Genomic DNA, 25572 nt, shown 5'->3' with positions numbered 1-25572 from the left:
GCGCCGGACATCTCCCCTCACATGGCGCCACCACTGCCCGCCCACGAGCTCTCGCCGTGGCACGACCCCGAGCACGCCGAGGAGCCCGACACCTACCCGGCGCTGCGCGGGGACCGCCGCGTCGACGTCGCGGTCGTCGGCGCCGGCATCACCGGGCTGACGACGGCCGTCCTGCTGGCCCGGGAGGGCCTGCACGTGGCGCTGGTCGAGGGCCGCCGGATCGGGGCGGTCGCCACCGGGAACACCACGGCGAAGATCTCGCTGCTGCAGGGCACGCGGGCGGCGACGCTCGACGCGCGGCACGCCCCGGAGACGGTCGACGCCTACCTCGCGGCGCACCGGGCCGGCTTCGACTGGCTGCTCGACCGCGCCCGCCGCGCCGACTGCGACCTCGAGCGCCGGGACGCGGTCACGTTCGCGACGAGCGGGCGCGGCTCGCCGGGTGCGGAGGCGGTGCGCCGCGAGGCCGCGGTGCTGCGGCGTGCCGGGCTGCCCGCCGTGCTCGGCACCGACGTCGGCCTGCCGTTCGAGGTCTCCGAGGCCGTGACGCTCGCCGACCAGGCCCAGTTCGACCCCATGCCCTACCTCGCCGACCTCGCCCAGGACCTGCACGAGGGCGGGCACCTGATCTGCGAGCACACGCGGGTGCGCAGCGTCTCCCTCCTGGGCGCGCCGCGGGTGCGCACCGACCACGGCGAGATCCGCGCCGAGCGGGTCGTGCTCGCCACCGGCATCCCGGTGCTCGACCGCGGCCTCTACTTCGCCCGCGTGGAGCCGTCCCGCTCGTACGCCCAGGCCGTGCGCGTCGAGGGTGAGCTGCCCGACGCGATGTACCTCTCGGCCGACGCGCCGACGGTGTCGCTGCGGACCGCGGTGATCGAGGGCGACCGCCGCCTGCTGGTCGGCGGCTTCGGCCACCGCGTGGGCGCGAGCACGCCGACCTCGCCGCACGAGCAGGCCCTCGCCGACTGGACCGCCGAGCGCTTCCGCGTCCGCGGGATCACCCACCGCTGGTCGGCGCAGGACTACCTGCCTGAGGACGGTCTGCCGTTCGTCGGTCCGATGCGCTGGCAGCCGCGCATCCTCGTCGCCACGGGCTTCGCGAAGTGGGGCATGACGGGCGGGACCGCGGCGGCGCTGGCCCTGCGCGACCACGTCGTGGGGCGGACCAACCCCTGGTCGCACGCGCTGCGCGCCGACCGAGCCCCCACCGCCTCGGCGCTCCCGACCCTGGCCCGGGCGAACGGGGAGGTCGGCCGCTACCTGGCGACGGGCTGGACGCGCCCGCACCTGCCCGACCACGCGCCCCTGGCCGAGGGCGAGGGACGCGTCGAGACCACCTCCCGCGGCAAGATCGCTCGCTGCCGCGTCGGCGGCGTCGAGCACGAGCGCGGCGCGGTGTGCCCGCACCTCGGCGGGATCGTGGGGTGGAACGACGCCGCGCAGAGCTGGGACTGCCCGCTGCACGGCGGGCGTTTCGCCCCCGACGGCACGGTGCTCGAGGGGCCGCCCACGATCGGCCTCGCCGACCCGCCCGGCGTGGCCCGCGTCGTGACCCCGCGCGCCTGACCCGAGGTGGGTCAGCGTGGCGGCCACGCTGACGTCAGGCGACAGGAAATCCCCACGATCAAGTGCGGGCGACGTCAGGGCCTCGGTACGCCGGCTCGTCCGCGAAGGTCCCGCTGCCACCATGATCGTGGGGCCTTTGCTGACGTTCAACGTCAGCGTGGACGCCAGGCTGAGACACCCCGTGCCTCGGCCGGCTCCGGGCGCGCCTGCGGTCAGGCGCCGTCCTCGCCGGTCCCGTTCGTCGGCGTCCGGGTCGGGCGTCGGCCGGTGAGGTCGACCACCGCGCGCTGGGCCGCGTTGATCAGCGCGCCCTCGACGCTCCAGCCGGCGCGCACCTGCCCCGACGCGCCGGGCAGGCGCTGGGCGGCGTCGCGGTGCACCGCGGTCATCAGCTCCAGCGCCGCCGACCCCGGCGGGTGGCGGTCGGCGCGCGGCGACAGCGCGCCCGGGTCGTCGCGGATCTCCTCGAGCGCCTCGGCGAGGTGGTCCAGCAGGTCGGCGAACGATCCCACGAACAGCGGGTCGAGCCCCGTCTCCTCCTGCTCGCCGGTGTCCTCCTCCTCCGCGGCATCGACGACGGCCTCGCACAGGTCGTTGACGTGCGCGGCGACCTCCACCACCGCGTCGGCGGCGGGCACGAGCACGACGGTCGGCGACGGGGTCCGCAGGCGTCGGCGCAGCGGGTTGAGGCGCAGGCTCTCCCGCGCCCAGGCGACGCTGTCCCGGGCGCGGCGGGCCTCGCCGTCGAGGGCGCGGGCGCGGTGGCGCCAGTCGCGCGCGAGGTCCGCGCGGGCCTCCTGGTGCTCGCGCAGCGAGGCGGCGACGCCGCGCAGGAGGTCGGCGAGCCGCCCCGTCACGCCGGCGAGCGCCGCGGTGGCGTCGCGCTGGTAGACCGGCGGCAGCACCAGCATGTTCACGACGACGCCGACCGCCGCGCCCACCGCGATCTCCGCCAGCCGCACGACGGCGTCCACCGGCGAGCCCGCCGCCGGGCCGGCCTGGCCGACGAGGATCAGCGCGGTCACCGCCACCCACGGCCCGTGCTCCCCGAAGACGCGCAGCCGCCCGAGCAGCAGTCCCACGAGCACCACGAGCACCAGGCCGACGACCACCGAGCCCGTGAGCAGCGTGGCCCCGAGCGCGAGCAGCACGCCGGTCGCCACCACCGCGAGCTGCTGCCCGGCGTCGCGCACCGACCGGTACACCGTCACCTGCACCACGAGGAACACCGCGGCGTACGGCGCGAGGAACGGCTGCGGCGCGTGCAGCACCCAGCGGGCGAGCAGCCACGCCGCCCCCGCCGCGACGGCGGCCTTCGCAGCCTGGACGACGGCCTCGCGCTCGGGCCCGCCGGAGCGTCCGGCGCGGGCGAGGAACCACGCCGGGCGCAGGACCTGTCGGCGTGCCCGGCGAGCGAGTGTGCGCGGAGATGGCGCCATGGGGCACGGTGTTCCCACCCGCGCCGCCGGCGCGAACGACCGAGCGACGACCGAGCGGCGAGGGGCACCGATGAGTCCGGGGAGCGACACCGACACCGCGACCGAGGACGAGCTCCCCACCTCGCTCGAGGACGCCGCCGACCTGCTCTACGGCGTCGGGCGCGAGGAGTTCATCCCGATCCGGGACGCGATGGTCAAGGACGTGCGCAAGGCCGGCGACCGCGAGCTGGCCAAGGACATCGCCGCGCTGCGCAAGCCGTCCGTGGCCGCCTGGGTGGCCAACCGGCTGGCCCGCGAGTACCCGGAGGAGATCGAGGGTCTCGAGGAGCTCGGCGGGTCGCTGCGCGACGCGCAGGAGAAGCTCGAGGGCGACGCCCTGCGCCAGCTCTCCCGGCAGCGCCACGGGCTCATCAACGCGCTGGTCGAGCGGGGCCGGCGGATCGCGCGCGAGGAGGCCGTCCGCCTCGGCGACCCGGCCGTCCGCGAGCTCGAGCGCACGATCGGCGCCGCCCTCGCCGACCCCGCGGCGGCCCGGGCGCTGGCGGGCGGGCAGCTCGCCGGCGGGATGGAGGCGGGCCCCGGTCTCGGCGACGGCGGCATCAGCGCCGCGCTGGGGGGCCCGGCGTCCGGGGCCCGGCGTGCCCGCACCGACGGGCCCTCCCGGCCGACGCGCCTGCGCCCCGACCGTCGCACGGCCCGACCGGCGGCTCCCGAGGAGCCGGACGAGGACGGCGCCGACGAGGACGACGAGGTCGACGACACCGACGACATCCGCGACGACCAGGAGACCCGCGACCGCGAGGACCGCGAGCGCGCCGAGCAGGAGGAACGGGAGCGCGCCGAGCGGGAACGCCGCGAGCGCGAGGAGCGCGAGCGCGCCGAGAAGGCCGCCCGCGAGGCCCGGGAGCGCGCCGACGACCTCGCCGAGCAGGCCCGCGCGGCCTCGGAGTCGGCCGACGCGGCGCAGGAGGAGGCCGAGGAGGCCGACGCGCAGGTCACCGATCTGCGTGCCCGGCTCCAGGCGGCCGAGGAGGCCCGGCAGGCGGCGTGGGAGCACTCCGACACGGCCGGTCGCGAGCGCGACACCCGCTGCCGCGAGGCCGACCGGGCCCGCGAGGACGCCGAGACCGCCGAGCGTCATGCCCGCACGATCGGCGCACGGACCTGACGCGCGACCCGCGACGAGGCAGGCTCCGCAGCATGAGTGCACCGGTGGGCGGCAGCAGCAGCGAGACCTCGGGCGGGCACGCCCCGCCGCTGATCTACAAGCTGGGGCACGAGGAGCTCGTGATCCGCCGCCGGTACGAGGTGCTGTCGATCGTCAACGACATCCTCGTCGGCCTCTGGTTCCTCGTCGGGAGCATCCTGTTCTTCTCCGCGGAGACGACGTATGTCGGCACCTGGTTCTTCGTCATCGGCAGCGTCGAGCTGTTGATCCGCCCGGTCATCCGCTTCGCGCGGCGGGTGCACCTGCAGCGCGTGCCGATGGCCTCGGCCGTGCCGACCGACTACGGACCCGACTTCTGACCCGACTCCCGACGTTTCACCGGGCGCCGCACCGGGTGATGCCCCGTCGGTGACCACTGACCGGGGCGGCATGGAGGCGGTCGAGGAGGCCGCCGGGGACGCCGTGCACGAGGCCGCCGACCGGGCCGTCCACGGCGGCGGCGACGCGCCCAGCCGTCTCGTCGAGATATTGGGACGGGCCGGGCTGGTCGCCTACGGCGCGGTGCACCTGCTCGTCGCCGGTCTCGGGCTGCGGCTGGCGCTCGGCAGCGGTCCCGCCGAGGTCGACCAGCAGGGTGCGGTGCAGGCGGTGGCCGCGGTCGGGCCGCTCGGCACCGTCCTGCTCGTCGTGTTCGTGGCCGGGCTCGTGGCGTTCGCGGTCTGGCAGATCTCCGCGATGGTGGCGGGCTTCCGCTGGGTCTCGGGCGGGGAGCGCTTCCGCAAGCGGGTGGGCGCGGCCGCCAAGGCGATCGCCGTGCTCGCCGTCGCGTCCGCGGCGGCCCGGACCGTCCTCGGCGACCCCGAGAACGGGCGCGCCGGCCCGCAGGAGCTCGTCGGCGGGCTCCTGGCGCTGCCGTTGGGCTGGCTGCTGGTCGCGGCCGTGGCCGTCACCGTCGTCGTGATCGCCGCGACGATGATCTACACCGGCCTCGCCCGCACGTTCATGGGCGACCTCGTCGACGACGTGCCCTCCGGTGCCCGTCGCGCCGCCGTCGTGCTGGGCGCGTTCGGCAACGTCGCCCGTGCCGTCGCGTTCGGCGCGGTGGGTGTGCTGTTCGCCGTCGCCGCCCTGCGCACCGATCCGGCCCGGGTGGGCGGGCTCGACCAGGCGCTGCGCGCGCTCGTGCGCCAGTGGCAGGGTGTCACGCCCCTCGTGGTGCTCTCGCTCGGGATCGGCGCGTTCGGCCTGTACTGCGTGCTCGACGCTCGGTACCGCCGAACCTGCTGAAGGGCCCTACCGAGCCGCGCGGGCCGCCAGCCGGCCGAGGCGCCGCTCGGTGGGCCACTTGACGTGCGAGACCCAGCCCAGCTTCTCGAACAGCCAGATCGTGCGCGCGGAGATGTCGAGCTGCCCGCGGCCGACGCCGTGGCGCGCCGAGGTCGGGTCGGCGTGGTGCAGGTTGTGCCACGACTCGCCCATGCTCGGGATCGCGAGCAGCCAGACGTTCGTCGAGCGGTCGCGCGCACCCCACGGGCGCTCGCCCACGAGGTGGCAGATCGAGTTGGTGGACCACGCGACGTGGTGGGTCAGGCCGACCCGCACGAGGCTCGCCCAGAAGAACGCGGTGACCGCACCCCACCACGACCACGTCACCAGGCCGCCGATCAGCGGCGGCAGCGCCAGGCTCGCCACGGTCAGCCACGTGAACGCGCGGTGCACGAAGCGCATGTCCGGGTCGGCGAGCAGGTCGGGGGTGAAGCGCTGCTGGTTCGTCAGGGAGCGCTCGAAGATCCAGCCCATGTGCGCGTGCCAGAAGCCGCGCACGAGGGCTGCGGGCGAGGTCCCGAACGCCCACGGCGAGTGCGGGTCGCCCTCCTTGTCGGCGAACAGGTGGTGACGCCGGTGGTCCGCGACCCAGTGCCGGATCGGGCCCTGGACGGCCATGCTGCCCGCGACGCCCAGTGCGATCCGCAGCCCGCGGCGGGCGCGGAAGGCGCCGTGGGTGAAGTAGCGGTGGAACCCGACCGTGACGCCGAGCATCGTCAGCACGTAGAAGCCGGCCGTCAGGCCCACGTCGAGCCAGGTCAGCCCCCAGCCCCAGGCCAGCGGCACGGCGGCGATCAGGGCGAGGAACGGCACGAACGCGAACACGTAGACCATGACGTGCGGGGCGATGTGGCGCTCGTGGTCGGACAGGTCACCCTGGGGCGCCGCCGGGCGGTCCGCGGCGGGGTCGACCGACGGGTCGGCGGGCAGCTCGGCGGGCGGGTCGGCAGGCGGGGAGGCCGGACCGGACGTCATGCGGGGAAGCTCCCGAGGGGCGGGCGGTCCTCGGCGACGGGCTCGTCGGCCGGAGGCGGACACGAAGCGGAGCGGGCCTGGACCATCGACGGTGGGGTGTGCGGCTCCACCCTGACACGGCGTCCGGGAACCGGCGCCCGGGAGGCACGCGCCGCCGCGCGACCGCCGGACGGGGTTCGCCCGACGGCCGCGCGACGCTCATCCGGACGTCGCACGCGGACCCTCACACGCGCGTCCGTGTGACGAGATCGTCTTCCTCGTGCAGCGTCGTGAAGACTGGCGGGGCCATGTCGCCGCCCGAGGCCGTGTCCTTCTCCATCTCGGCGCGGAAGCGGGCGAGCGCGTCCGTGTCGTCGAACTCGAGCAGGACGAGCACGCGGTCGTCGTCCGAGCGGAAGACGCGGGCGCCGCGGCACTCGCGGGCGGGACCGCTCTCCTGCGCGTCGGCGAACGCCTGGCGGAAGTAGTCGTAGCCGTCGACGGGGAAGTCGGCGAGGGCGTGCACGGTCATCGGGACCTCCTGCGGTCGGGAACCCGGCCGGGTGCCCGGCACCGGGCGCGCGGCATGCCGTGACTCAGCTCGCCGGCACGGCGGCGTAGCCGGTGACCGCCAGCTCGAGACGCCCGCCACGCACCCGCGTGCGGAAGGTCGGCTGGGGCGCCGTGGCCGGCCCGTGCACCACCGAGCCGTCCTCGAGACGGAAGACGCTGCCGTGCCACGGGCACACGACGCACGGCGGGCCGTCGCCGTTGGTCACCTGACCCTCGTGCAGCGGCGCCGAGGCGTGGGCGCAGCGGTCGGCCAGGGCGTGCACCTGGTCCCCGCGTCGCACGACGAGCACGCCGACGTCGCCGACGATCCGCCGCGCCGGCTCGTTCTCGGGGAGCTCGGCGAGGGTGCCGACGTCGGTCCAGTCACCGGGCCCGATGTGCGGGTAGCCCTCGGCGTGGTTGGCGCCCATCGCCTGGTGATAGGCCATGTGGCCGCCGAGGGCGGCGCCGGCGCTGCCCACCGCCAGCGCAGCCCAGCCGATCAGGGCACCGCGCCCGCCCCGACCCCGCAGGCGGGCGACGAGCGACGCCGCGTAGCCGGCGATCATGACGCCGTTCGCCGCCGCGTGGACGACGCCGACCCGTTGCTGCTCCTCGTGGCCGTCGGCGTAGTCGGCCCACCCGGCCGCGGCCGTCGGCACCGCCGAGACGAGCCCGAGCGCGATCAGCGCGGTCGCGGGACGGCGGGTGCGGGGCACGACGTCGAGCACACCGGCGGAGACGAAGCTGCCGAGCGAGAGCTGGGCGAGCATCGGGTGCAGCGGGTGCCCCAGCCAGACGCCGTGCAGTGCGTCCTTGACGTCCTGGCGCCGCAGCACCTTGTGGACGGCGTCGCGCAGCGGGGCGGCGACCTTGTCGAGGGCGGGGGACTTGGCGAGGCGGTCGATGTCGTCGAACGGGCGCACGGGGGCCTCCGGGTGGTGGTGGTGCCCCGGGTGTCGCCGGTCACCCGCCCCGGCCAAACCCTCCTACTCGAGCACGTAGGGGGCGAGCGGCGGCTCGGCGAGGACGTGCGGGTAGAGCGCGACCTGCGCGCCGATCCCGGCCGTGTAGGTCGCGAGGCGGGCCGGGAAGGTCACCGGGTCGACGCCCTCGTGGAACGGCTGCAGGCACACCGACCGGTCGATGCGCGACGCCCGGGCCGGCCCGTCGTGGCCCAGCGCGTCGACGACGAGCGCGTACGCGACCGCGTCGAACGAGCCCATCGACAGGTGCTCGGCGACGTGGCCCGGGCAGACGTCGAACGTCGAGATGTTGGCCCGCCGGCCCGCACCGGTCGTCAGCTGCGAGCTGGGCCGCGGACCGAGGTTGGGCACGACGACCTCGTCGGTCGGCGTCCACATCGAGGTGTAGTCGATGCCCGCGAAGGTCTCGGTGCGGGAGTTCAGCGCGGTCGTGAACGCCGAGAGCGTCTGCTGCTGCCAGAACGCGGGCGCGCAGCCCGCCGCGGCGCACACCGGGTAGGCGTCGAGCGTCCCGTGGTTGGACGGGTCGATGCCGATCACCTCGGCCACGGCCGAGCGGGTGTCCGGCCAGAACCGCAGCGCCCAGCGGCCGATCATGCCGCCCTGGCTGAACCCGACGATCGCCACGCGCTGCCCGCTGCGCTCGTGCATCGCCCGGATCGCCGCGACGACGTACTCCGCCGAGACCTGGATGTCGCTCATCGCGTGGTTCGGCAGCGTGACCGTGCAGTACGGGCGGTCGTCGGCGGCGAAGGCACGCTCGTAGTTCCAGGAGAAGTTCTCCTCGGCGGTGAGCGTCGTGCCGGGGATCAGCAGGACCGGCGCACGCGTGGCGTCGTCGACCGAGGCGGTGCAGTCGAGGGCGTCCGCGAGGTCGTCGTCGGCGACCCGCAACGCCGGGCCCGGGCGGTCCAGCGGCGCGTAGTCGCGCGCGGGCTGCGGGACCGGCAGGGGCAGCTGCGGGTCGGGGTCGGCCAGGGCGGGGGCGCCCAGCGCGACCAGGGCCAGCACGATCCCGGCGACGAGACCCCCGACGCGCATCGCACCCCTCCCCGTCGGGCCACCCCGGCCGGAGCCACCCGGACGGACCAACGACGGGACGTGCGGAGGGTCACGCCGACGAGGCGGGGTGCAGCGGGGTGACGACGCCCGGCGGCCGGCGCTGCGCCGACGGGGCGCCGAGCGCGCGGGCGATGCCGCGGGCCGCGGCCCGCACGGCGGGGACGATCGCGCGGGGCTCCGCGCCCGCGCTGGGGACCACCACCGACAGCGACGCGACGACGCGCTCGTCCTCCCCGCGGACCGGGGCGGCGACCGACAGCGACAGCAGGTCGACCATGCCGTCGCAGACGGCCACACCCTCGCGCCGGACGGCGGCGAGCGCGCGTCGCAGGTCGTGCGGGTCGGTGATCGTGCGGGGGGTGAGCGCCGGGAGCGGGCCCGCGAGCACGTCCTCCTGGACCGCCGACGGCGCGAAGGCGAGCAGGACCTGGCCGACGCCGGTGGCGTGCAGCGGCATCCGCCCGCCGACGCGGGTGAACACCCGGACGGCCTCGGGGTGCGCGAGGCGCTCGACGTAGACCACCTCGTGTCCGTCGCGCACCGCGAGCTGCACGTTCTGCCGCGTCGCCTCGTAGAGGTCCTCGAGGTAGGGCATCGCGCGTTCCCGCAGGCCCAGGCTGCGCGGGGCGAGCGCGCCGACCTCCCAGAGCCGGAGACCGATCCGGTAGCGGCCGTCCTCGCCGCGCTCGAGCGCGCCCCACGCGGCGAGCTCGCCGACCAGGCGGTGAGCGGTGGACAGCGGCAGCCCCGCGGTGCGGGCGATGCCGGAGAGCGAGAGCGCCTCGGCGCCGGGACCGAACGCGGAGAGGATGCCCAGCACGCGCTCGGTGACCGAGGGGCCGCTCTGGGGTTGCCGGCCGCTCTCGCCGCCCTGCGCTGGGCTCACCGTGGCTCCTTCTGTTCACCGGAAGCTCGATTCTGGCACGCCGGGCCGAGCGGGCACCCTGTCGCGGGTGAGCGCACCCCAGCAGCCCGCGACGCAGCGGGAGGTCTCGGTCGAGATCGCCGCGGCCGCCGCCGGTCCGCCGCTCCCCGGCGGACACCCGGACCGGGCCTACAGCCCGTACCGGAGCACCGCCCTGCGGGCACCGCAGCAGCCCCTGGTGGTGTCGCCGCCGAGCCTCACCGAGCTCGCCGCGCCGGTCTTCGGTCCGCGCGACGTCGCGCCCCTCGACGCCGACCTGACCCGCCACCACGCGGGCGAGCCGCTCGGCGAGCGGATCATCGTGACCGGCCGGGTGCTCGACGGCGACGGCCGCCCGGTGCGCAACCAGCTCGTCGAGATCTGGCAGGCCAACGCATCCGGCCGCTACCGCCACGACGGCGACCAGCACCCGGCGCCGCTCGACCCGAACTTCACCGGCGGCGGACGCGCGCTCACCGACGACGACGGCCGCTACCGGTTCGTGACGATCAGGCCGGGCGCCTACCCGTGGCGCAACCACCACAACGCCTGGCGGCCGGCGCACATCCACTTCTCGCTGTTCGGCACGGCGTTCACCCAGCGGCTGGTGACGCAGATGTACTTCCCGGGCGACCCGCTGTTCGGCCTCGACCCGATCTTCCAGTCGGTCACCGACGAGAAGGCCCAGCAGCGCCTGGTCGCGGCCTACGACCACGACGTCACCCGGTCCGAGTGGGCCCTGGGCTACAGCTGGGACATCGTGCTCGACGGGGCCCACGCGACGCCGCCGGACACCGACGATGGGGACCGCGACTGATGCTGGACACGACGCCCTCCCAGACCGTGGGGCCGTTCTTCGCGTTCGGCCTGCCCTTCGAGGGCGGCGGCGACGTCGTCCCGTTCGGCACACCTGGCGCGATCACGCTGTACGGCACGGTGCGCGACGGCGCCGGCGCGCCGGTCCCCGACGCGCTGCTGGAGTTCTGGCAGGCGGGCCCCGACGGGCGCCTGCCCACCCGGCCCGGGTCCCTGCACCGCGACGGACGCAGCTTCACCGGGTTCGCCCGCGTGCCCACCGACCGCGCCGGCGACTACCACCTGCGCACGCTGCGCCCGGCGGCGCCGACCGGCTCGCCGCAGGCCCCGCACCTGGCGGTCACCGTGTTCGCGCGCGGCCTGCTGCACCACCTGTTCACCCGCGTCTACTTCCCGAATCACGTCGACGCGAACGCCGCCGACCCGCTGCTGTCCGCCCTCGACGACGAGCGCCGCGCGACCCTGATCGCGGTGCCCGACGGCGGCCCGACCGGCCCCGGCTACCGCTTCGACGTGCGCCTGCAGGGCCCCGGCGAGACCGTCTTCCTCGACCTGTCGACGCACGGCCTGGCCCAGCCGCCGGTCGCCACCGCCGAGACCCCGGCATGAGCGCCCCGGCGCCCGAGCGGACCCAGGTCGCGATCGTCGGGGGCGGGCCGGCCGGGCTGATGCTCGCCCACCTGCTGCGGCTGCGCGGCGTCGACTCCGTGGTGCTCGAGTCCCGCCCGCGCGAGCGCGTCGAGACCCGCCAGCGCGCCGGCATCCTCGAGCACGGCACCGTCGAGGCCCTGCGGGAGGTCGGCGCCGACGCGCGGATGGACGAGCTCGGCCTGCCGCACGACGGCTTCGAGCTGCGCTTCGCCGGGCGCGGCGTCCGGGTCGACATGCAGGAGCTCACCGGCGAGCGGGTCATGATCTGGGCGCAGACCGAGGTGACCAAGGACCTCATCGCGCTGCGCCTGGACCACGGCGAGCCGCTGGTGTTCGACGCCGAAGTGCTGGCGGTCTCCGACGTCGAGACCGACAGCCCGTCGGTGCGCTACCGCCACGGGGGCTCGGACGGCGAGGTGCACGTGCTGCACGCCGACGTCGTCGTCGGCGCCGACGGGTCGTACGGGCCGTCGCGGCGCGCGATCCCCGAGCACCTCGTGCGCCGCTTCGAGCGCGTCTACCCGTACTCGTGGCTGGGGATCCTCGCCGACGTCGCGCCGTCGTCGCACGAGCTGGTCTACGCCCGCGGGCGGACGGGGTTCGCGCTGGCGTCGATGCGCTCGCCGTCGGTGACCCGCGCCTACATTCAGGTGCCGAACGGCACCGACCCGCAGAGCTGGGCCGACGAGGCGATCTGGGACGAGCTCTCGGCGCGCTTCGCGCTGGACGACGGCTCGTTCACGCTGTCGAGAGGGCCGATCACCGACAAGTCGGTGACGCCGATGCGCAGCATGGTCACCGAGCCGATGCGCCACGGGCGGCTCTTCCTCGCCGGCGACGCCGCCCACATCGTGCCGCCCACCGGCGCGAAGGGCCTCAACCTCGCCGTCGCCGACGTGCGCGTGCTCGCCGAGGCGCTGGGTGAGTGGTTCGCGACGAAGGACGAGACCCTGATGGACGCCTACTCCGACACCGCGCTGCGCCGCGTCTGGAGGGCCTCGCACTTCTCCTGGACGATGACGACGATGCTGCACGTCGACCCCGACGGCGACCCGTTCGACGAGCAGCTCGCTTTGTCCCACCTGCACCACATCGAGTCCTCGGAGTCCGCGCGCCGCGCGCTGGCGGAGAACTACCGGGGGCTCGCGCTGGGGGCGCTCTGACCGTCGGGGCGTGATCCGGCTCACCCGGTGTCACGGACGGCCGCGCCGCGGTGTCTCCATGCCGAACCCATCGGCGAGGAGGCACCCATGCGACCCATCACCGTGCTGGTCATCGGCGGCGGCTACGCCGGCGTGATGGCGGCGGACCGGTTGACGCAGCACCCGGACGTGGCGGTCACCCTGATCAACCCCCGCCCGGACTTCGTCGAGCGGATCCGGCTGCACCAGCTCGCCGGCGGCACCCACGCGGCGCGCGTCGGGTACCGCGAGGTCCTGGCCGAACGCGTCCGGCTGGTGGTCGACCGCGTCGAGCGCATCGACGCCCCGGGGCGCAGCGTGACGCTGTCGGGCGGCGACACCCTGGACTACGACCACCTCGTCTACGCCGTGGGCAGCGTGGGCTCGGTGCCGGACGTGCCCGGCGGTGAGCTCGTCCACCCGCTCGCCGGTCTCGAGGAGGCGCAGCGCCTGCGCGCCGCCCTCGACGCCGCGCCCGCCACCGCCCCGGTCACCGTCGTCGGCGCCGGCCCGACCGGCATCGAGACCGCCGCCGAGCTCGCCGAGGCGGGCAGCGCGGTGACGCTGGTCTGCGGCGGCGTCCTCGGCCCCTACCTGCACCCGAGGGGCCGGCGCGCGGTCGCGGCGCGGCTGGGCGCGCTCGGGGTGACGGTGCTCGAGGAGCCGACGGTGACGGCCGTGACCCCGGCGACCGTGCGGCTGGACGGCGGCCGCGCGCTGCCCAGTGCGGTGACGATCTGGACCGCGGGCTTCGGTGTCCCCGACCTGGCCGTCCGCAGCGGGCTGCACACCGACGCCGCGGGCCGCCTGCTCACCGACGAGACGCTGACCAGCGTCGACGACGACCGCATCGTCGCCGCGGGCGACGCGGCGGCGCCGTCGGGCCTGCCGCTGCGGATGAGCTGCCAGGCCGCGATCCCGCTCGGCGCGCGGGCGGCCGACACCCTGCTCAGCCGGATCGCGGGGGAGGAGCCGGCGGCGCTGCACGAGGTGTTCGCCGGCCAGTGCCTGAGCCTCGGTCGTCGCGCCGGGATGTTCCAGTTCGCCCGGCGCGACGACGTGGCCGTGCCCGTCCACCTCGGCGGGCGTCCGGGCGCGGCGCTCAAGGAGTACATCTGCCGCGGCATCGTCTCCTCCCTCACCGCCGAGGCGACGCAGGCCGGGTCCTACCGCCTGCACCGCGTGCCGGGTGGTCCGGCGCGCCGCCGGGCGCTCGAGGCCCGCGCCGCCGCGACGACGGTCGCCGGTGTCTGAGGGGGACGGCGCGACCGACGCCTTCGTCGCCCACCGGGACCTGCTCTTCACCGTCGCCTACGAGATGCTCGGCTCGGCGGCCGACGCGGAGGACGTCCTGCAGGAGGCCTGGCTGCGGTGGGTCGGGGCCGACCGGGACCAGGTACGCGACGCCCGCGCGTACCTGGTCCGGCTCGTCACCCGGCAGGCGCTCAACCGGCTGCGCACGGTGCAGCGCCGCCGCGAGTCCTACGTCGGCCAGTGGCTGCCCGAGCCGATGCTGACCACGCCGGACGTGGCGGAGGACGCCGAGCTCGCCGAGAGCGTGTCGATGGCGGTCATGCTCGTGCTGGAGACGCTCACGCCGACCGAGCGTGCGGTCTTCGTGCTCCGGGAGGTCTTCGACGTCGGGTACGACGAGATCGCCGACGCCGTCGGCCGGACGCCGGACGCGGTGCGCCAGATCGCCCACCGCGCGCGGGGTCACGTCGAGGCCCGCCGTCCGCGCCGGGTCGTCCCCACCGCGGAGGCCCGGGCCGCGGTGGCGTCGTTCCGGCGGGTCGTCGAGACCGGCGACCTGCAGGCCCTCCTCGACGTCCTGGCTCCGGATGTCGTCCTGGTGGCCGACGGCGGCGGGGTCAAGCAGGCGGCGCTGCGCCCGATCACCGGCGCCGACAAGGTGGCCCGGTTCCTGCTCGGGGCCGCGGGGGAGGACCGGGTCCTGCTCACCACGACGGCCACCGAGGTCAACGGCGGCCCGGGACTGGTCGTCCACCTCGGCGCGGAACTCGACGGCGTGCTGGCGCTGCGCGTCGAGGGCGCGCGCATCACCGGCCTGTACTACGTCCGCGCGCCCGAGAAACTCGCCCGTCTCGGGGCGACGGGCCCGCTGCGGGCGCGGTGATCGACCCTCACACCTGGGTGACCCGGTCGACGAGGGCCGAGGTCGCCACCATCGTCGTGAACCGTGCGACGCCGGGGACGCGGGCGAGCGTGCGACGCAGCAGGACGTCGAGGGCCTCGACGTCGGCGACGTCGACCCGGATCAGGTAGTCGACGTCGCCCGTCACGTGGTGGCAGCTCACGAGCCCCGCCAGCTCGACGACGTGGCGCTCGAAGCGGCCCACGGTGTTCGCGGTGTGGTCGACGAGCGTCACCGCGAGGTGCACCACGAGCCCGCGGTCGACGGCCTCCGGGTCGAGCACGGCCCGGTAGCCCCGCACGACCTCCTCGCTCTCGAGGCGCCGCAGCCGCCGCTGGGCCGACGACGGCGAGATCGACACCGCCTCGGCGAGGTCGGCCAGGCTCGAGCGCCCGTGGTCGGCGAGGTGATCGAGGATCCGTCGATCGACGCGGTCGAGGGTCGGCTGGGCGGATCGTGCACGGCGCGGCGCGGTCATGGGTCCATCGTGCGCCTCGGAGGCCCGCGACATCGGAGATCGCCCGACATCGCCCGTGCCTGCGCGCGCATCGTGGAGGCATGACGGGAGGCATCTCGCGCCGGACGGCGCTCGCAGCGATGACGTTCGCCTGCGCAGGGTGGGCCGCGGTGTTCGTGGCGCCGGAGCTGGCGCCGCTCGCGCCCGCCCTGCTGCTCGCGATGGGACGGTTCGTGGCGTTCGGCGCCGTGTCGCTGCCCCAGGCGCGGGCCGTGCTGCGCGCCGACGTGCCGTGGCTGCGGGTGGTCGGGCACGCCGTCACCGGCTCGCTGCTCTACTTCGGCCTCGTCGCGCTCTCGGTGCGCCTCGCCGGCCCGACCATCGCCGTGGCGACCATCGGCCTCGTCCCCGTGGTGATGGCGCTGTTCTCCAACCGGCGAGGACTGCCCGGAGTGCGGGCGCTGCTGCCCGCCCTGGCGCTGGTCGGCGTCGGGCAGGTGCTCGTGCACCTCAGCCCGGTACCCGGGCCCGGCGGCGCGTCGGCGGTGATCGGCACGGTGCTCGCGCTGGTCGCCGTCGCCTCCTGGACCTGGTACGGCCTCGACTCGCACCGCCTCCTCGCCGCGCGCCCCGACCTCGGCCCGGTGCTCGCCGGCGCCCAGGGCCTGGCGGCGGGCGTGCTCGCCCTGCCGGTCGCGATCTGGCTGCTCGCCACCGAGGGCGTGCCCGCGCAGCCGGTGCGCGCGCTGCTGGTGGTGCTCTTCCTCGGCCTCGTGTCGTCGTGGCTCGCCGTGCGGGCGTGGCACGCGGCCGCGGCCCGACTCGAGCCGGTGCTGGTCAGCCAGCTGATGGCGCTCGAGACCGCCTGGGGCTTCGTGTTCGCGGCGCTGCTCGCCGGCGCCCTGCCCGGTCCGGTGGCCCTGATCGGGGAGGTCGCCCTCGTGGCCGGCGTCGCGCTCGCGGTGGTCACCGACGGGCACCGCGAGCGCCGGGAACGGGCGGCTCACAGCGACCTCGGCTCGTCGGCGAGCACGGCCCGCGCGACCCGCAGCGCCGCCTCCCTGATGCGCGACGAACGAGGGTCCTCGGCCGAGGCGTGCGCGACGGCCTCGAGCAGCGCGCAGACCTCGAAGCCCGCGTAGTCGCCGGCGAGACCGGCGTAGCGACCCACGGCCACCCGCCGCCGGAGCACGCCGGCGGCGCGGTCGATGGTCTCGGCGTCGAGCCGCGCCCGGGCGCGGCGGTGGTCGACGGAGGACATGGGGGCTCCCCTCGGGCAGGTCCGATCGGCGGCACCGCGGGGGAAGCGCGATGCCGCCATCATGCCCGCGACCCCCGACAGCGCCGCCGATCTGCGCCGCTTGCGGCGCGCGCCCGTGGTGCGAGGGCGTCCTTGAGTGCAGGGGAGGCAGCGAGGGAGTCCCTCGTTCCCACACCGCGGCGCGCCCCGCGACCGGCGGGACCCTCAGCCCACGGGCCAGCGCACCACCAGACGCGTGCCGCCGTCCGGCGACGTCGTCGCGCGGGTGGTGCCGTCGCGCCCCGCGACGAGGCGCCCGACGAGCGCCAGGCCCAGCCCGCTGCCCTCGCCGGCGTCGGGCTGCAGGCGCGTGAAGCGGTCGAAGACCCGCTCGCGGTCCGCGGGCGGGATCCCCGGCCCGTCGTCGTCGACCAGCAGGCGCACCCAGCGGCCCGCCGGCACGACAGCCACGTGCACGACGGTCGCGGCGTGCCGCCGGGCGTTGGCGAGCACGTTGTCGAGCACGATCGCCACCTCGGCGGGCGTCGCGGCGACCGCCACCGGCATCGGGGCCCACAGCGTCATCGCGACCGTCGGTTCCTCGGGCAGGCGGGCGAAGGCGTCACCGACCGCGTCGACGAGGTCCACCGGCCGCGCCGGCATGCGCTCGCCCGCGTCGGCGCGTGCGAGGGCCAGCAGGTCCGCGACCAGGTCCGACAGGCGCTCGGCCTCGCTCGCCACCGAGCGCCAGGTCTCCTCGGACGACGTCCCGTCCGGGTGGGCGACGGCGACGTCGGCCTGCGCGCGCAGCCCGGCGATGGGGGAGCGCAGCTCGTGCGCGGCCTCGCTGGTGAAGCGTTCGAGGCGGGCGACGGCGTCGTCGCGGCGGGCGAGGAGACCGTTGATCTCGACGGCGAGGGCCGCGAGCTCGTCGCGGGCCGGCGGGACGGGGAGACGCTCGCCAGGGGGCAGGGCGGCGGCCGCGGCGCGCATCCGGTCGACCGGGCGCAGCGACAGGCTCGTGGCGGTCCAGGTCGCGGCGACGACGGCGACGGCCCCGATCAGCGCCGTGACCACCAGCCCCCGGGCCGCGTCGGCGAACAGCGCCGCCGCACCGACCAGGTCGCGGGAGGCGAGGACGAGGCGCGGTGACCCGTCCGGCGCCGGCACCGGCACGGCCACCCAGCGCTGCGGGCCGTCGGGGCCGCCGGGCACCGTGACCGGCTGCCCGGCGCCGAGGGCGCGGATCGCGTCGGCGTCCACCGGCCGTGGCCCGCCGTCGACCGGTGCCCCGGCGACGTCCACCACGCGGACCCCCGGCGGCACCGCCGTGCCGGCCGCGACCGCCGTGCTCGCCGCGGCGGCGCGTTCGGTCAGCGCCCCGTCCCCGCTGGTCAGCAGCGCCGAGAACAAGGCGTCCCCCGCGACCCGCCCGAGGGCGAGCAGCGCGAACACGGTGACCACCCCGACGACGAGCGTGATCCGCGTCCGCAGGGTGCGCCGCGCCCACCAGCCGGCGCTCGTCCTCACCCGGCACCCAACCGGTACCCGCGCCCCCGCTCGGTGCGCACGAGGTCGCCCGCGCCCACCGCCGCGAGCTTGCGGCGCAGGTACCCGACGTAGACCTCGACGGCGTTGCGGCTCGCCGACCCGCCGCCGCCCCACACCGCGTCCAGCAGGTCGTCCTTGGTGAGCACCCCGTCGGGGTGGGCGGCGAGCGCGTACAGCACGTCGAACTCGCGCTCCGAGAGCTCGACGTCGCGTCCCTCCCAGCTCACCGACCGGGTCGCCGGGTCGAGCCGCAGCGCACCGCGCTCGACCCGCGCGGTGGCGGGCCCCGAGCGGCGCAGCATCGCGCGCAGGTGGGCCACGAGCACGACGAACGAGAACGGCTTGACGAGATACCCGTCGGCGCCGAGGTCGAGCCCGTCGGCCTGGTCGACCTCGCCGTCCTTGGCCGAGAGCAGCAGCACCGGCGTCTCGACGCCCTCGCCGCGCAGCGCCTCGAGCACCCGGTAGCCCGAGAGCCCCGGCAGCATGATGTCCAGGACCACGGCGTCGTAGGCGCCGGTCGACGCCTCGCGCAGCGCGGCGTGGCCGTCGGCCACGGCCACCACTCCCATGCCCTCGGCCGCGAGCCCGCGCGTGAGGGCGTCACGCACCCCGGCCTCGTCGTCGACCACCAGCACCCTGGGCACGCCCCGACCGTAGGCCGCCCGCCCGACAGCAGGGGTGCCCCGACGCTGAGACCGTCTCAGCAACCGCCCGCCACGATGGGGTCATGGGACGCAGGGGCTGGGTCGGGGCAGGGCTCGGAGTGGGAGTGGCGGCCGCGATCGGCGTGGGCCTCGTGGTCGCGCCGGCCGGTGCCGCCGCGGCGCCGGTGCTGCCGCCGGTGAGCCCGGAGGACCTCGTGGCCTCCGTGATGACCGCGCAGCGCGGACCGTTCGCCGGCGAGGTCGAGGTGGACAACGCCCTCGGCCTGCCCGCCGTGCCGGGGGTGCCCCAGCTCGCGAACGGCACCTCGACGATCCGCGTGTGGTCCGGCGGCGAGGACCGCGGCCGAGTGGCCATCCCGTCCGGTGACGGCGAGCGGACGCTGGTCTCGGACGGGACGACGCGCTGGTCGTACGACTCCCGCGAGCGCACGGCGACGCGCGCGCCCGTGGGCGACCAGCAGGGTCCGCCGGAGGGCACCCAGGACGGCGGTCAGGCCCAGGACCCGACCACCGCCGCGACCGAGGCGATCGCGACCCTGCGGCAGACGAGCACGGTCGCCGTCGACGGCACGGCCGAGGTCGCCGGCCGGGCGGCCTACCAGCTGGTGCTGACCCCGCAGCCCACCGAGCGCACGCTGCTGCGCGAGGTCCGCGTGGCCGTCGACGCCGAGTCGCGCCTGCCGCTGCAGCTCACCGTGCTCGCGCAGGGTTCGGGTGAGCCCGCGCTGCAGGTCGGTTTCTCCGAGATCACCTACGGCCCGCAGGACCCGGCGCTGTTCACGTTCACCCCGCCGCCGGGCACCACCGTGCGCGAGCGGTCGGAGGGACGGCCGAACGGGCAGCCGGACCGGCCCGAGGGCGACGAGCAGCACCAGACCGTCGGCGACGGGTGGGACACCGTCGTCGTCGGTCGCGCCCCGACGCCCGAGGCCGGGCAGCAGGAGGGTTCCGAAGAACGTCCCGAGGGTGCGCCGGACCTCTCGGCGCTGGGCACGCCGGTCAGCGGCCCCTGGGGCAGCGGGCGCGCGATCACCACGGCGGTCGCCACCGTGATCATCACCGACGACGGCCGGATCGCCGCCGGCGCCGTGCCGCAGCAGGTGCTCACCGAGGCCCTGGCCCGGTGACCGCGGCAGCGACCTCGGGGACCGCCCCCGCCAGCCCGCCGGCGACGGCGGCCGCGACCCCGCCGGGCGCGGTGGCGGCGAGGGTCCGCGGGCTGCGCAAGACCTTCGGCTCGACCGTCGCGATCGACGACGTCGACCTCGACGTCCCCGCCGGCGCGGTCCTGGGCATGCTCGGCCCCAACGGGTCGGGTAAGACCACCCTGATCCGCATGCTGCTCGGGCTCACCCGCCCGACCGCCGGGACGGTGGAGCTCCTCGGGCACGCCGGGGACGACCTGGCGGCGGCTCTGCCGGACGTGGGCGCCCTGGTCGAGGGGCCCGGCTTCCACCCGTTCCTCTCGGGTCGCGACAACCTGCTGCGCAGCGCCGCCGCCGAGCCCCGCCTCGTCGGCGACCTGCGGGCGCCGGTCGACGCGGCGCTCGAGCGGGTGGGCCTCGCCGACGCCGCGCGGCGCCGCTACCGCGGCTACTCCCTCGGCATGAAGCAGCGCCTCGGGCTGGCCGCCGCGCTGCTCGTGCCGCGCCGGCTGGTCGTGCTCGACGAGCCCACCAACGGGCTCGACCCCGCCGGCACCCGCGACGTCCGCCGGGTCGTCGCCGACCTGCGGGAGACGGGGGCGACGGTGCTGCTGTCGTCGCACCTGCTCGCCGAGGTCGAGGCCGTGTGCAGCCACGTCGCGGTCCTGCAGACGGGCACGCTGCTGGTCTCCGGCGAGCTGCGCGCGCTGCTCGACGCGGACGCCGGCGGGCTGGTCGTCAGCACGCCCGACGTCGACGACGCCATCCTCGCCCTGCGCGACGCCGGCGCGGCGTCCTACCGCGCCGAGGGCGGTGTCGCCGTCCCGCCGGGCACGCTCGAGGCGCCCGAGGTCGTGGCCGCGCTCGTCGGGGCGGGGGTCGCGGTGTGGGAGGTCCACCGTCGCCGCGCCCACCTCGAGGAGCTCTTCGCCCGCCTGACCGAGGAGGACGCGTGACCACGGTGGAGTCCGCCGCGGCGCCGGAGCTGTCGACACGCACGTCCGCGCCGCTCGGACGGCTCGCGGCCGCCGAGGTCCGCTGGGTCCTGCGGCGGCCCCGCACGCTGGTCCTGCTCGGGCTGCTGGGCCTGGTCCCGATCGCCCTCGGGGTCGGCATCGCCCTCACCGGCGGGCCGGGCGGGGGAGACGGCGACGGACCGGGCCTGGTGGCCGCCGTCGCCGGCAACGGGCTGGTGCTGCCGATCGCGGCCCTCGGGCTCGCGCTCTCGCTGCTGCTCCCCCTCACGGTCACCACGGCGGCCGCCGACGCGCTGGCCGGCGAGGCCGCGCACGGCACGCTGCGCGGGCTCCTGCTCGCTCCCGTGGGCCGGGTGCGGCTGGTCGTGATGAAGGCGGTCGGCGTGCTCGCGGTCGCGGTGCTCGCCGTGCTCGTCGTCGCCGTCGTCGGCGTGATCACCGGGATGGTCGTGGTCGGCGGGCCGAGCGGCACCCTGATCACGCTCTCGGGCACGACGCTCGGGCTGGGCGAGGCCCTCGGGCGCGTCGCGCTGGTGGTCGGGTGGACGGTCGTGCAGCTGCTCGCCGTCGCCGCGGTCGCCCTCGCCATCTCGGCGTTCACCGAGCACCCGCTCGTCGTCCTGGCGGCCGTGCTCGGTGGGCTGATCGTCTTCGGGGTCCTCTCCGCGGTGCCGTCGCTGGAGTGGCTCCAGCCTCTCCTCCTGACGTCGGGCTGGGCCGCGGGCGCCGACGCCCTGCGCGACCCGCTCCCGCTCGACGACCTGGCGTCGAGCACCGGGCGGGCGGTGGTCTACCTCGTCCTCGGCGCTGCGGTCACCGTGTGGCGCATGCGCCGACGGGACGGGTAGCCCGCCACGGCACGCCTTCCCATGGTCGGGTCGCCGGCGCGGGGGTAAGTGCACGCAGCCGCGTGCGGGTGCCCATGATGGGCGGTATGACGCTGCTCGCTGCGCTGCTCGACGGGGGCCTCGACGACCCCGAGGCGATCCGGGTCGGCGACGTCGCCATGTCCGGCCCCGAGCTGGTCGGCGCGGCGGCCGTCGTCGCCGACCAGATCGTCGAACGCCCCGACGAGGGCCCGGTCGCCGTGCTCGCCGAGCCGACGGCGCACACCGTGGTCGCGATGGTCGGCGCCCTGCTCGCCGGCGTCCCCGTCGTGCCCGTGCCGCCCGACACCGGGCCGGGCGAGCGCGGCCACGTGCTGAGCGACTCGGGGGCCTCGCTCTGGATCGGCGAGCGCCCGCCGGAGGTGACCCTGCCCGTGCGCAAGGTCGACCTGACCAGGCGCAGCGGCGACGCCGCCCGCGAGGCCCCGAACGACGGCCCGGCGCTGATCCTCTACACCTCGGGCACCACCGGCGCACCCAAGGGCGTGCTGCTCTCCCGCGCCGCGATCGCCGCCGGGCTCGACGGTCTCGCCGACGCGTGGGGCTGGACCGCGCAGGACACGCTCGCCCACGGCCTGCCCCTGTTCCACGTACACGGCCTCGGGCTCGGTGTGTTCGGCGCGCTGCGCATCGGCTCGCCGCTGGTGCACGTCGGGCGTCCGAAGCCGGAGTCCTACGCGTCGGCGGTCCGTGACCACGGCGCGAGCCTGCTGTTCGGGGTGCCGACGATCTGGTCGCGCATCGCCGCCGACCCGGAGTCCGCGCGCGCCCTGCAGTCCGCCCGCCTGCTGGTCTCCGGCAGCGCGCCGCTGCCCGTCCCGGTGTTCGAGCGCCTCCAGGAGCTCACCGGCCGGGCGCCGGTCGAGCGGTACGGGATGAGCGAGACCATGATCACGCTGTCCGTCCGGGCCGACGGCGAGCGCCGCCCGGGCTGGGTCGGGCAGCCGGTCACGGGCGTGCGGACGCGGCTGGTGTCCACCGACGAGGAGACCGAGGGGGAGCTGCTCCCGCACGACGGCGAGACGATCGGCGAGCTCCAGCTCCAGGGACCCGGCCTCTTCTCCGGCTACCTCGGCCGGCCCGAGGCGACCGCCGAGACCTGGACCGCGGACGGCTGGTTCCGCACCGGCGACGCCGCGGTGATCGACGCCGGCGGCTACCACCGGATCGTCGGCCGCCGGTCGGTCGACCTGATCAAGACCGGTGGCTACCGCGTCGGGGCCGGCGAGATCGAGACCGCGCTGCTCGAGCACCCGGGCATCAGCGAGGCCGCGGTGGTCGGCGAGCCCGACGACGACCTCGGCCAGCGGATCGTCGCCCACGTCGTCGTGGCCGGCGAGCCCGTCGACACCGAGGAGGTCATCGCCTTCGTCGCCGACCGCCTCTCCGCCCACAAGCGCCCGCGCGAGGTCCGCGTCGTCGACGCCCTGCCCCGCAACGCCATGGGCAAGGTCCAGAAGGCGCGCCTGTAGCCCTCTGCCGCAGCGAACGTGGCGTTCGCTGCTTCTAGGCGCGCGAACTCCCCGTTGATCCGCGCGACAGGGGGCGACGAGCGCGCAGGACCGCGTCGTAGAGGAAGCCCGGGCGCCCGTCGGGCTGGACGCCGGTGCGCGCGCGGCGCTCGGCGACCTCGATCGTCCAGCCGGCCAGCGCGTCGCCGAGCTCGGCGACCAGCTGCTCGGCGGTCGCGAAGAATTCCGGCGGGTGGTGGTGGGCGAACTCCTCGGGCATGCCGTCGGGGTCGTGCCCGACGATCAGCAGCCGCCCGCCCGGCGCGACGGCCCCGGCGAGGGAGGTGAAGATCCGCGGGCGCACCTCCGTCCACAGCTGCATGAAGTGCGCGGTGACGAGGTCGTACGTGCCGGGGACCGGGTCGTTCAGCACGTCGATGAGCCTCGTCGTCACCCGGTTCGCCACGCCGTCGGCCGCGGCCCGCGCCGCGACCCGCGACAGCCCGACCTCCGAGACGTCGATCGCCGTCACCGCCCACCCCCGGGCGGCGAGCCACACCGCGTCGCCACCTTCGCCGCTGCCGACGTCGAGCGCCGTGCCCGGCGCGAGGTCGGTGATCTCCTGCACCAGCACCGCATTCGGCTCGCCGCTCCAGAGCCGGTCGGCGCCGAGGTAGCGCTCGTCCCAGAACGCAGCGGTGAACTGGTCGTGGGTGCTCATGCGGCGTCCTTCCGGTACTGCGCGACGGCTCGCGCGATGTCCTCCTCGACGAGGTCGGCGTTGATGCGCGCGCCGGCGAGGGTGCCCTCGGCGGCCGCGGCGACGACCTGCGCCGACAGGTCGCCGACGTTGCCCGCCACCCACACCCCGGGCACGGCGGTCAGCCCGGTGGCGTCGACGGTCGCGACGTAGCGGCCGCCGATGGGGTGGTCGAGGACCTCGACGCCGAGATCCTCCAGCACCCCGCTGCGGGCGACGAACCGCGGGCCCACGACGAGGGCCTGGCGCGCGACGACCCGCCCGTCGGACAGGCGCGCGCCGACGAGGCGGCCGTCGGCGATCTCCAGCCCGGTCACCTCCTCGTCGATCACCGCGACGTCGAGCGCCGCGAGCTGCTCGGCCTCCTCGGCGCTGAGCGCGGGCGCGTGGTGGCGCAGGTAGACGAGGTCGGAGGTGAGCTGCGAGAACAGCTTCACCTGGTGCAGGGCGTTCGGCCCGGTGCCGAGCACCGCGACCGCCCGGTCACGGACCTCCCACCCGTGGCAGTACGGGCAGTGCAGCACGTCGTGGCCCCAGAGCTCGCGCACGCCGGGCAGGTCGGGCAGCTCGTCGACGAGGCCGGTCGCGACGAGCAGGCGGCGCGCGTGCAGCGTCTCGCCGTCGGCGGTGTCGACGGCGAACAGGTCACCCTCGCGGCGGGCGGCCACCGCCGTGCCGTCGCGGAACCGCCCGCCGTAGGACGAGACCTCCGCGCGTCCGAGGCGCACGAGCTCGGCGGGCGGCAGGCCGTCGCGGGTGAGGAAGGCGTGCACCCCGTCGGCGGGCGCGTTACGGGGCTCGCCGGCGTCGAGCACGAGCACCGAGCGGCGGGAGCGGGCGAGGGTCAGCGCGCCGGACAGTCCGGCCGCGCCGCCCCCGATGACGAGGGCGTCGAGGGGTTCGTCGGTCATGTCCACGAGCCTGCGCCGACCCGCGGCGGGCGGCGAGGATTCTTGCCACAATGGCAAGCGTGACCGACGTGCTCGACGACCTCGGGGCCCGCCTCGCGACCCGACGCCGGCGCGAGGGCCTCGGCCTGGCCGAGCTCTCGCAGCGCACCGGCATCTCCACCAGCACCCTCTCGCGGCTCGAGAACGGCGGCCGGCGCGCCACCCTCGAGCTGCTGCTGCCGCTCGCCACGGTCTACGGCACGGGGCTCGACGAGCTGATCGGCATCCGCGAGGCCACGCCGGCCCGCGACGAGCCGGTCTCGCGCACCGAGGACACCGTCATGTATCGGCTGTCCCGCAGCCCGGGGCAGCCGGCGGCGTACAAGTTCGTCTTCTCCCCGGCGCGGAACACCCCGCCCGCCGAGCTCCCGACGCACCAGGGCTGGGAGTGGGTCTACGTCCTCGCCGGCCGGCTGCGCGTGATCAACGGCGACGACGACCTCGTGCTGCGCCCGGGCGAGGCCACCGAGGTCGACACCCGCCGCCCGCACTGGCTGGGGAGCACCGGCGACGGGCCGGTCGAGGTCCTCGCGCTCTTCGGACGCCAGGGCGAGCGGGTGCACATGCGGAGCGCGCGAACGCGGAGTTCGCGCGCCTAGAAGCAGCGAACGGCCCGTTCGCTGCGACACCCCGCGCCACGCCCAACGTGAACGATTCCGCTCGCTCGGGTCGGTGGCCTGTCGCACGGTGGAGAACCGGTCGGCGCTGACCGCTCTACGATCC

At 76.2% G+C, this 25572-nt stretch carries 26 protein-coding genes; 15 read left to right on the top strand and 11 right to left on the bottom strand.

Going from position 1 to position 25572, the window contains the following annotated elements; all coding sequences use genetic code 11:
- Positions 1-21 precede the first annotated feature (21 nt).
- Positions 22-1569, top strand: a complete 1548-nt coding sequence (locus WCD41_RS06055) for an FAD-dependent oxidoreductase (protein ID WP_337712494.1) — start codon at positions 22-24, stop codon at positions 1567-1569.
- 212 nt (positions 1570-1781) lie between these two features.
- Here WCD41_RS06055 and WCD41_RS06050 read toward each other — a convergent pair whose 3' ends face one another.
- Positions 1782-3008, bottom strand: coding sequence for an aromatic acid exporter family protein (locus WCD41_RS06050; protein WP_337712493.1), 1227 nt, complete (start codon positions 3006-3008; stop codon positions 1782-1784).
- Between the two features lie 70 nt (positions 3009-3078).
- Here WCD41_RS06050 and WCD41_RS06045 point away from each other — a divergent pair, with 70 nt between their 5' ends.
- From WCD41_RS06045 to WCD41_RS06035, 3 genes are read left to right on the top strand one after another with little or no spacing between them, the layout of a single operon-like run.
- Positions 3079-4176: a hypothetical protein gene (locus WCD41_RS06045; RefSeq protein WP_337712492.1), complete on the top strand. Its 1098-nt coding sequence runs from the start codon at positions 3079-3081 to the stop codon at positions 4174-4176.
- Positions 4177-4208: 32 nt separating this feature from the next.
- Positions 4209-4535, top strand: a complete 327-nt coding sequence (locus WCD41_RS06040; protein ID WP_337712491.1) for a YrhK family protein — start codon at positions 4209-4211, stop codon at positions 4533-4535.
- A gap of 49 nt (positions 4536-4584) precedes the next feature.
- On the top strand, positions 4585-5463 hold the full coding sequence (locus WCD41_RS06035; RefSeq protein WP_337712490.1) for a DUF1206 domain-containing protein: 879 nt from the start codon (positions 4585-4587) through the stop codon (positions 5461-5463).
- Positions 5464-5469: 6 nt separating this feature from the next.
- Here the strand turns inward: WCD41_RS06035 and WCD41_RS06030 are convergent, their stop codons facing one another.
- The 5 genes from WCD41_RS06030 to WCD41_RS06010 all read right to left on the bottom strand — a co-directional run bounded on the left by WCD41_RS06030 (position 5470) and on the right by WCD41_RS06010 (position 9942).
- Positions 5470-6336 (bottom strand): acyl-CoA desaturase, encoded by an 867-nt coding sequence (locus WCD41_RS06030; protein WP_373695104.1) that lies wholly within the window; start codon positions 6334-6336, stop codon positions 5470-5472.
- A 364-nt stretch (positions 6337-6700) separates the two neighbouring features.
- Complete coding sequence (locus tag WCD41_RS06025) at positions 6701-6988, bottom strand: hypothetical protein (protein WP_337712488.1); 288 nt, start codon at positions 6986-6988, stop codon at positions 6701-6703.
- 64 nt (positions 6989-7052) lie between these two features.
- Complete coding sequence (locus WCD41_RS06020) at positions 7053-7934, bottom strand: Rieske (2Fe-2S) protein (protein ID WP_337712487.1); 882 nt, start codon at positions 7932-7934, stop codon at positions 7053-7055.
- A 63-nt stretch (positions 7935-7997) separates the two neighbouring features.
- Positions 7998-9035 carry an esterase/lipase family protein gene (locus tag WCD41_RS06015; RefSeq protein ID WP_337712486.1) on the bottom strand — a complete coding sequence of 346 codons (1038 nt, stop codon included), beginning with the start codon at positions 9033-9035 and terminating at the stop codon, positions 7998-8000.
- Between the two features lie 70 nt (positions 9036-9105).
- On the bottom strand, positions 9106-9942 hold the full coding sequence (locus WCD41_RS06010) for an IclR family transcriptional regulator (RefSeq protein ID WP_337712485.1): 837 nt from the start codon (positions 9940-9942) through the stop codon (positions 9106-9108).
- A 115-nt stretch (positions 9943-10057) separates the two neighbouring features.
- Between WCD41_RS06010 and pcaH the strand changes: the two genes are divergently transcribed.
- The 5 genes from pcaH (at position 10058) to WCD41_RS05985 (ending at position 14745) form a co-directional block, all read left to right on the top strand.
- Positions 10058-10777: a protocatechuate 3,4-dioxygenase subunit beta gene (gene pcaH / locus WCD41_RS06005; RefSeq protein ID WP_337713333.1), complete on the top strand. Its 720-nt coding sequence runs from the start codon at positions 10058-10060 to the stop codon at positions 10775-10777.
- Positions 10777-11385: a protocatechuate 3,4-dioxygenase subunit alpha gene (pcaG, locus tag WCD41_RS06000; protein ID WP_337712484.1), complete on the top strand. Its 609-nt coding sequence runs from the start codon at positions 10777-10779 to the stop codon at positions 11383-11385. The genes pcaH and pcaG overlap by 1 nt, the downstream gene beginning before the upstream one ends.
- Positions 11382-12590, top strand: a complete 1209-nt coding sequence (locus tag WCD41_RS05995) for a 4-hydroxybenzoate 3-monooxygenase (RefSeq protein ID WP_337712483.1) — start codon at positions 11382-11384, stop codon at positions 12588-12590. The genes pcaG and WCD41_RS05995 overlap by 4 nt, the downstream gene beginning before the upstream one ends.
- A gap of 87 nt (positions 12591-12677) precedes the next feature.
- Positions 12678-13862, top strand: a complete 1185-nt coding sequence (locus WCD41_RS05990; RefSeq protein ID WP_337712482.1) for an NAD(P)/FAD-dependent oxidoreductase — start codon at positions 12678-12680, stop codon at positions 13860-13862.
- 64 nt (positions 13863-13926) lie between these two features.
- Entirely contained in the window at positions 13927-14745 is an 819-nt protein-coding gene (locus WCD41_RS05985; protein ID WP_373695103.1) for an RNA polymerase sigma-70 factor, read from the top strand.
- A gap of 7 nt (positions 14746-14752) precedes the next feature.
- On the opposite strand, the gene WCD41_RS05980 is transcribed toward WCD41_RS05985, so the two are convergent.
- On the bottom strand, positions 14753-15241 hold the full coding sequence (locus WCD41_RS05980; RefSeq protein ID WP_337712480.1) for an Lrp/AsnC family transcriptional regulator: 489 nt from the start codon (positions 15239-15241) through the stop codon (positions 14753-14755).
- 80 nt (positions 15242-15321) lie between these two features.
- Here WCD41_RS05980 and WCD41_RS05975 point away from each other — a divergent pair, with 80 nt between their 5' ends.
- Positions 15322-16362 (top strand): DMT family transporter, encoded by a 1041-nt coding sequence (locus WCD41_RS05975; RefSeq protein ID WP_337712479.1) that lies wholly within the window; start codon positions 15322-15324, stop codon positions 16360-16362.
- A gap of 323 nt (positions 16363-16685) precedes the next feature.
- Here the strand turns inward: WCD41_RS05975 and WCD41_RS05970 are convergent, their stop codons facing one another.
- Both WCD41_RS05970 and WCD41_RS05965 read right to left on the bottom strand, forming a co-directional pair.
- Complete coding sequence (locus WCD41_RS05970; protein WP_337712478.1) at positions 16686-17990, bottom strand: ATP-binding protein; 1305 nt, start codon at positions 17988-17990, stop codon at positions 16686-16688.
- Positions 17987-18649, bottom strand: a complete 663-nt coding sequence (locus tag WCD41_RS05965; RefSeq protein ID WP_337713332.1) for a response regulator transcription factor — start codon at positions 18647-18649, stop codon at positions 17987-17989. The genes WCD41_RS05970 and WCD41_RS05965 overlap by 4 nt, the downstream gene beginning before the upstream one ends.
- A gap of 92 nt (positions 18650-18741) precedes the next feature.
- Here WCD41_RS05965 and WCD41_RS05960 point away from each other — a divergent pair, with 92 nt between their 5' ends.
- From WCD41_RS05960 to WCD41_RS05945, 4 genes are all read left to right on the top strand, one after another.
- Positions 18742-19806, top strand: a complete 1065-nt coding sequence (locus WCD41_RS05960; RefSeq protein ID WP_337712477.1) for a LolA family protein — start codon at positions 18742-18744, stop codon at positions 19804-19806.
- Entirely contained in the window at positions 19803-20780 is a 978-nt protein-coding gene (locus tag WCD41_RS05955) for an ABC transporter ATP-binding protein (protein WP_373695083.1), read from the top strand. The genes WCD41_RS05960 and WCD41_RS05955 overlap by 4 nt, the downstream gene beginning before the upstream one ends.
- Positions 20777-21649, top strand: coding sequence for an ABC transporter permease subunit (locus WCD41_RS05950; RefSeq protein WP_373695082.1), 873 nt, complete (start codon positions 20777-20779; stop codon positions 21647-21649). The genes WCD41_RS05955 and WCD41_RS05950 overlap by 4 nt, the downstream gene beginning before the upstream one ends.
- A gap of 86 nt (positions 21650-21735) precedes the next feature.
- Positions 21736-23160: an acyl-CoA synthetase gene (locus WCD41_RS05945; RefSeq protein WP_337712476.1), complete on the top strand. Its 1425-nt coding sequence runs from the start codon at positions 21736-21738 to the stop codon at positions 23158-23160.
- A gap of 34 nt (positions 23161-23194) precedes the next feature.
- On the opposite strand, the gene WCD41_RS05940 is transcribed toward WCD41_RS05945, so the two are convergent.
- Positions 23195-23860 carry an SAM-dependent methyltransferase gene (locus WCD41_RS05940; protein ID WP_337712475.1) on the bottom strand — a complete coding sequence of 222 codons (666 nt, stop codon included), beginning with the start codon at positions 23858-23860 and terminating at the stop codon, positions 23195-23197.
- Complete coding sequence (locus WCD41_RS05935) at positions 23857-24810, bottom strand: NAD(P)/FAD-dependent oxidoreductase (protein WP_337712474.1); 954 nt, start codon at positions 24808-24810, stop codon at positions 23857-23859. Before WCD41_RS05935 ends, WCD41_RS05940 begins: the two co-directional genes overlap by 4 nt.
- A gap of 50 nt (positions 24811-24860) precedes the next feature.
- Here WCD41_RS05935 and WCD41_RS05930 point away from each other — a divergent pair, with 50 nt between their 5' ends.
- Entirely contained in the window at positions 24861-25448 is a 588-nt protein-coding gene (locus tag WCD41_RS05930; protein ID WP_337712473.1) for a helix-turn-helix domain-containing protein, read from the top strand.
- The last annotated feature ends 124 nt before the right edge of the window (positions 25449-25572 follow it).

It is taken from the genome of Actinomycetospora aeridis (genome assembly GCF_037400275.1).
GTDB lineage: Bacteria > Actinomycetota > Actinomycetes > Mycobacteriales > Pseudonocardiaceae > Actinomycetospora > Actinomycetospora aeridis.
This window is presented reverse-complemented; position numbering and strand designations above follow the sequence as displayed.

What these genes read in the sequence shown, in the direction of transcription:
- WCD41_RS05940 (WP_337712475.1), bottom strand. Translation starts at nt 23,860, where the DNA reads ATGAGCACCCACGACCAGTTCACCGCTGCGTTCTGGGACGAGCGCTAC.
- WCD41_RS05945 (WP_337712476.1), top strand. Translation starts at nt 21,736, where the DNA reads ATGACGCTGCTCGCTGCGCTGCTCGACGGGGGCCTCGACGACCCCGAG.
- WCD41_RS06030 (WP_373695104.1), bottom strand. Translation starts at nt 6,336, where the DNA reads ATGGTCTACGTGTTCGCGTTCGTGCCGTTCCTCGCCCTGATCGCCGCC.
- WCD41_RS05985 (WP_373695103.1), top strand. Translation starts at nt 13,927, where the DNA reads ATGCTCGGCTCGGCGGCCGACGCGGAGGACGTCCTGCAGGAGGCCTGG.
- WCD41_RS06055 (WP_337712494.1), top strand. Translation starts at nt 22, where the DNA reads ATGGCGCCACCACTGCCCGCCCACGAGCTCTCGCCGTGGCACGACCCC.
- WCD41_RS06015 (WP_337712486.1), bottom strand. Translation starts at nt 9,035, where the DNA reads ATGCGCGTCGGGGGTCTCGTCGCCGGGATCGTGCTGGCCCTGGTCGCG.
- WCD41_RS05995 (WP_337712483.1), top strand. Translation starts at nt 11,382, where the DNA reads ATGAGCGCCCCGGCGCCCGAGCGGACCCAGGTCGCGATCGTCGGGGGC.
- WCD41_RS05980 (WP_337712480.1), bottom strand. Translation starts at nt 15,241, where the DNA reads ATGACCGCGCCGCGCCGTGCACGATCCGCCCAGCCGACCCTCGACCGC.
- WCD41_RS06050 (WP_337712493.1), bottom strand. Translation starts at nt 3,008, where the DNA reads ATGGCGCCATCTCCGCGCACACTCGCTCGCCGGGCACGCCGACAGGTC.
- WCD41_RS05935 (WP_337712474.1), bottom strand. Translation starts at nt 24,810, where the DNA reads ATGACCGACGAACCCCTCGACGCCCTCGTCATCGGGGGCGGCGCGGCC.
- WCD41_RS06040 (WP_337712491.1), top strand. Translation starts at nt 4,209, where the DNA reads ATGAGTGCACCGGTGGGCGGCAGCAGCAGCGAGACCTCGGGCGGGCAC.
- WCD41_RS05960 (WP_337712477.1), top strand. Translation starts at nt 18,742, where the DNA reads ATGGGACGCAGGGGCTGGGTCGGGGCAGGGCTCGGAGTGGGAGTGGCG.
- WCD41_RS06045 (WP_337712492.1), top strand. Translation starts at nt 3,079, where the DNA reads ATGAGTCCGGGGAGCGACACCGACACCGCGACCGAGGACGAGCTCCCC.
- WCD41_RS06025 (WP_337712488.1), bottom strand. Translation starts at nt 6,988, where the DNA reads ATGACCGTGCACGCCCTCGCCGACTTCCCCGTCGACGGCTACGACTAC.
- WCD41_RS05990 (WP_337712482.1), top strand. Translation starts at nt 12,678, where the DNA reads ATGCGACCCATCACCGTGCTGGTCATCGGCGGCGGCTACGCCGGCGTG.
- pcaG (WP_337712484.1), top strand. Translation starts at nt 10,777, where the DNA reads ATGCTGGACACGACGCCCTCCCAGACCGTGGGGCCGTTCTTCGCGTTC.
- WCD41_RS05930 (WP_337712473.1), top strand. Translation starts at nt 24,861, where the DNA reads ATGGCAAGCGTGACCGACGTGCTCGACGACCTCGGGGCCCGCCTCGCG.
- WCD41_RS05975 (WP_337712479.1), top strand. Translation starts at nt 15,322, where the DNA reads ATGACGGGAGGCATCTCGCGCCGGACGGCGCTCGCAGCGATGACGTTC.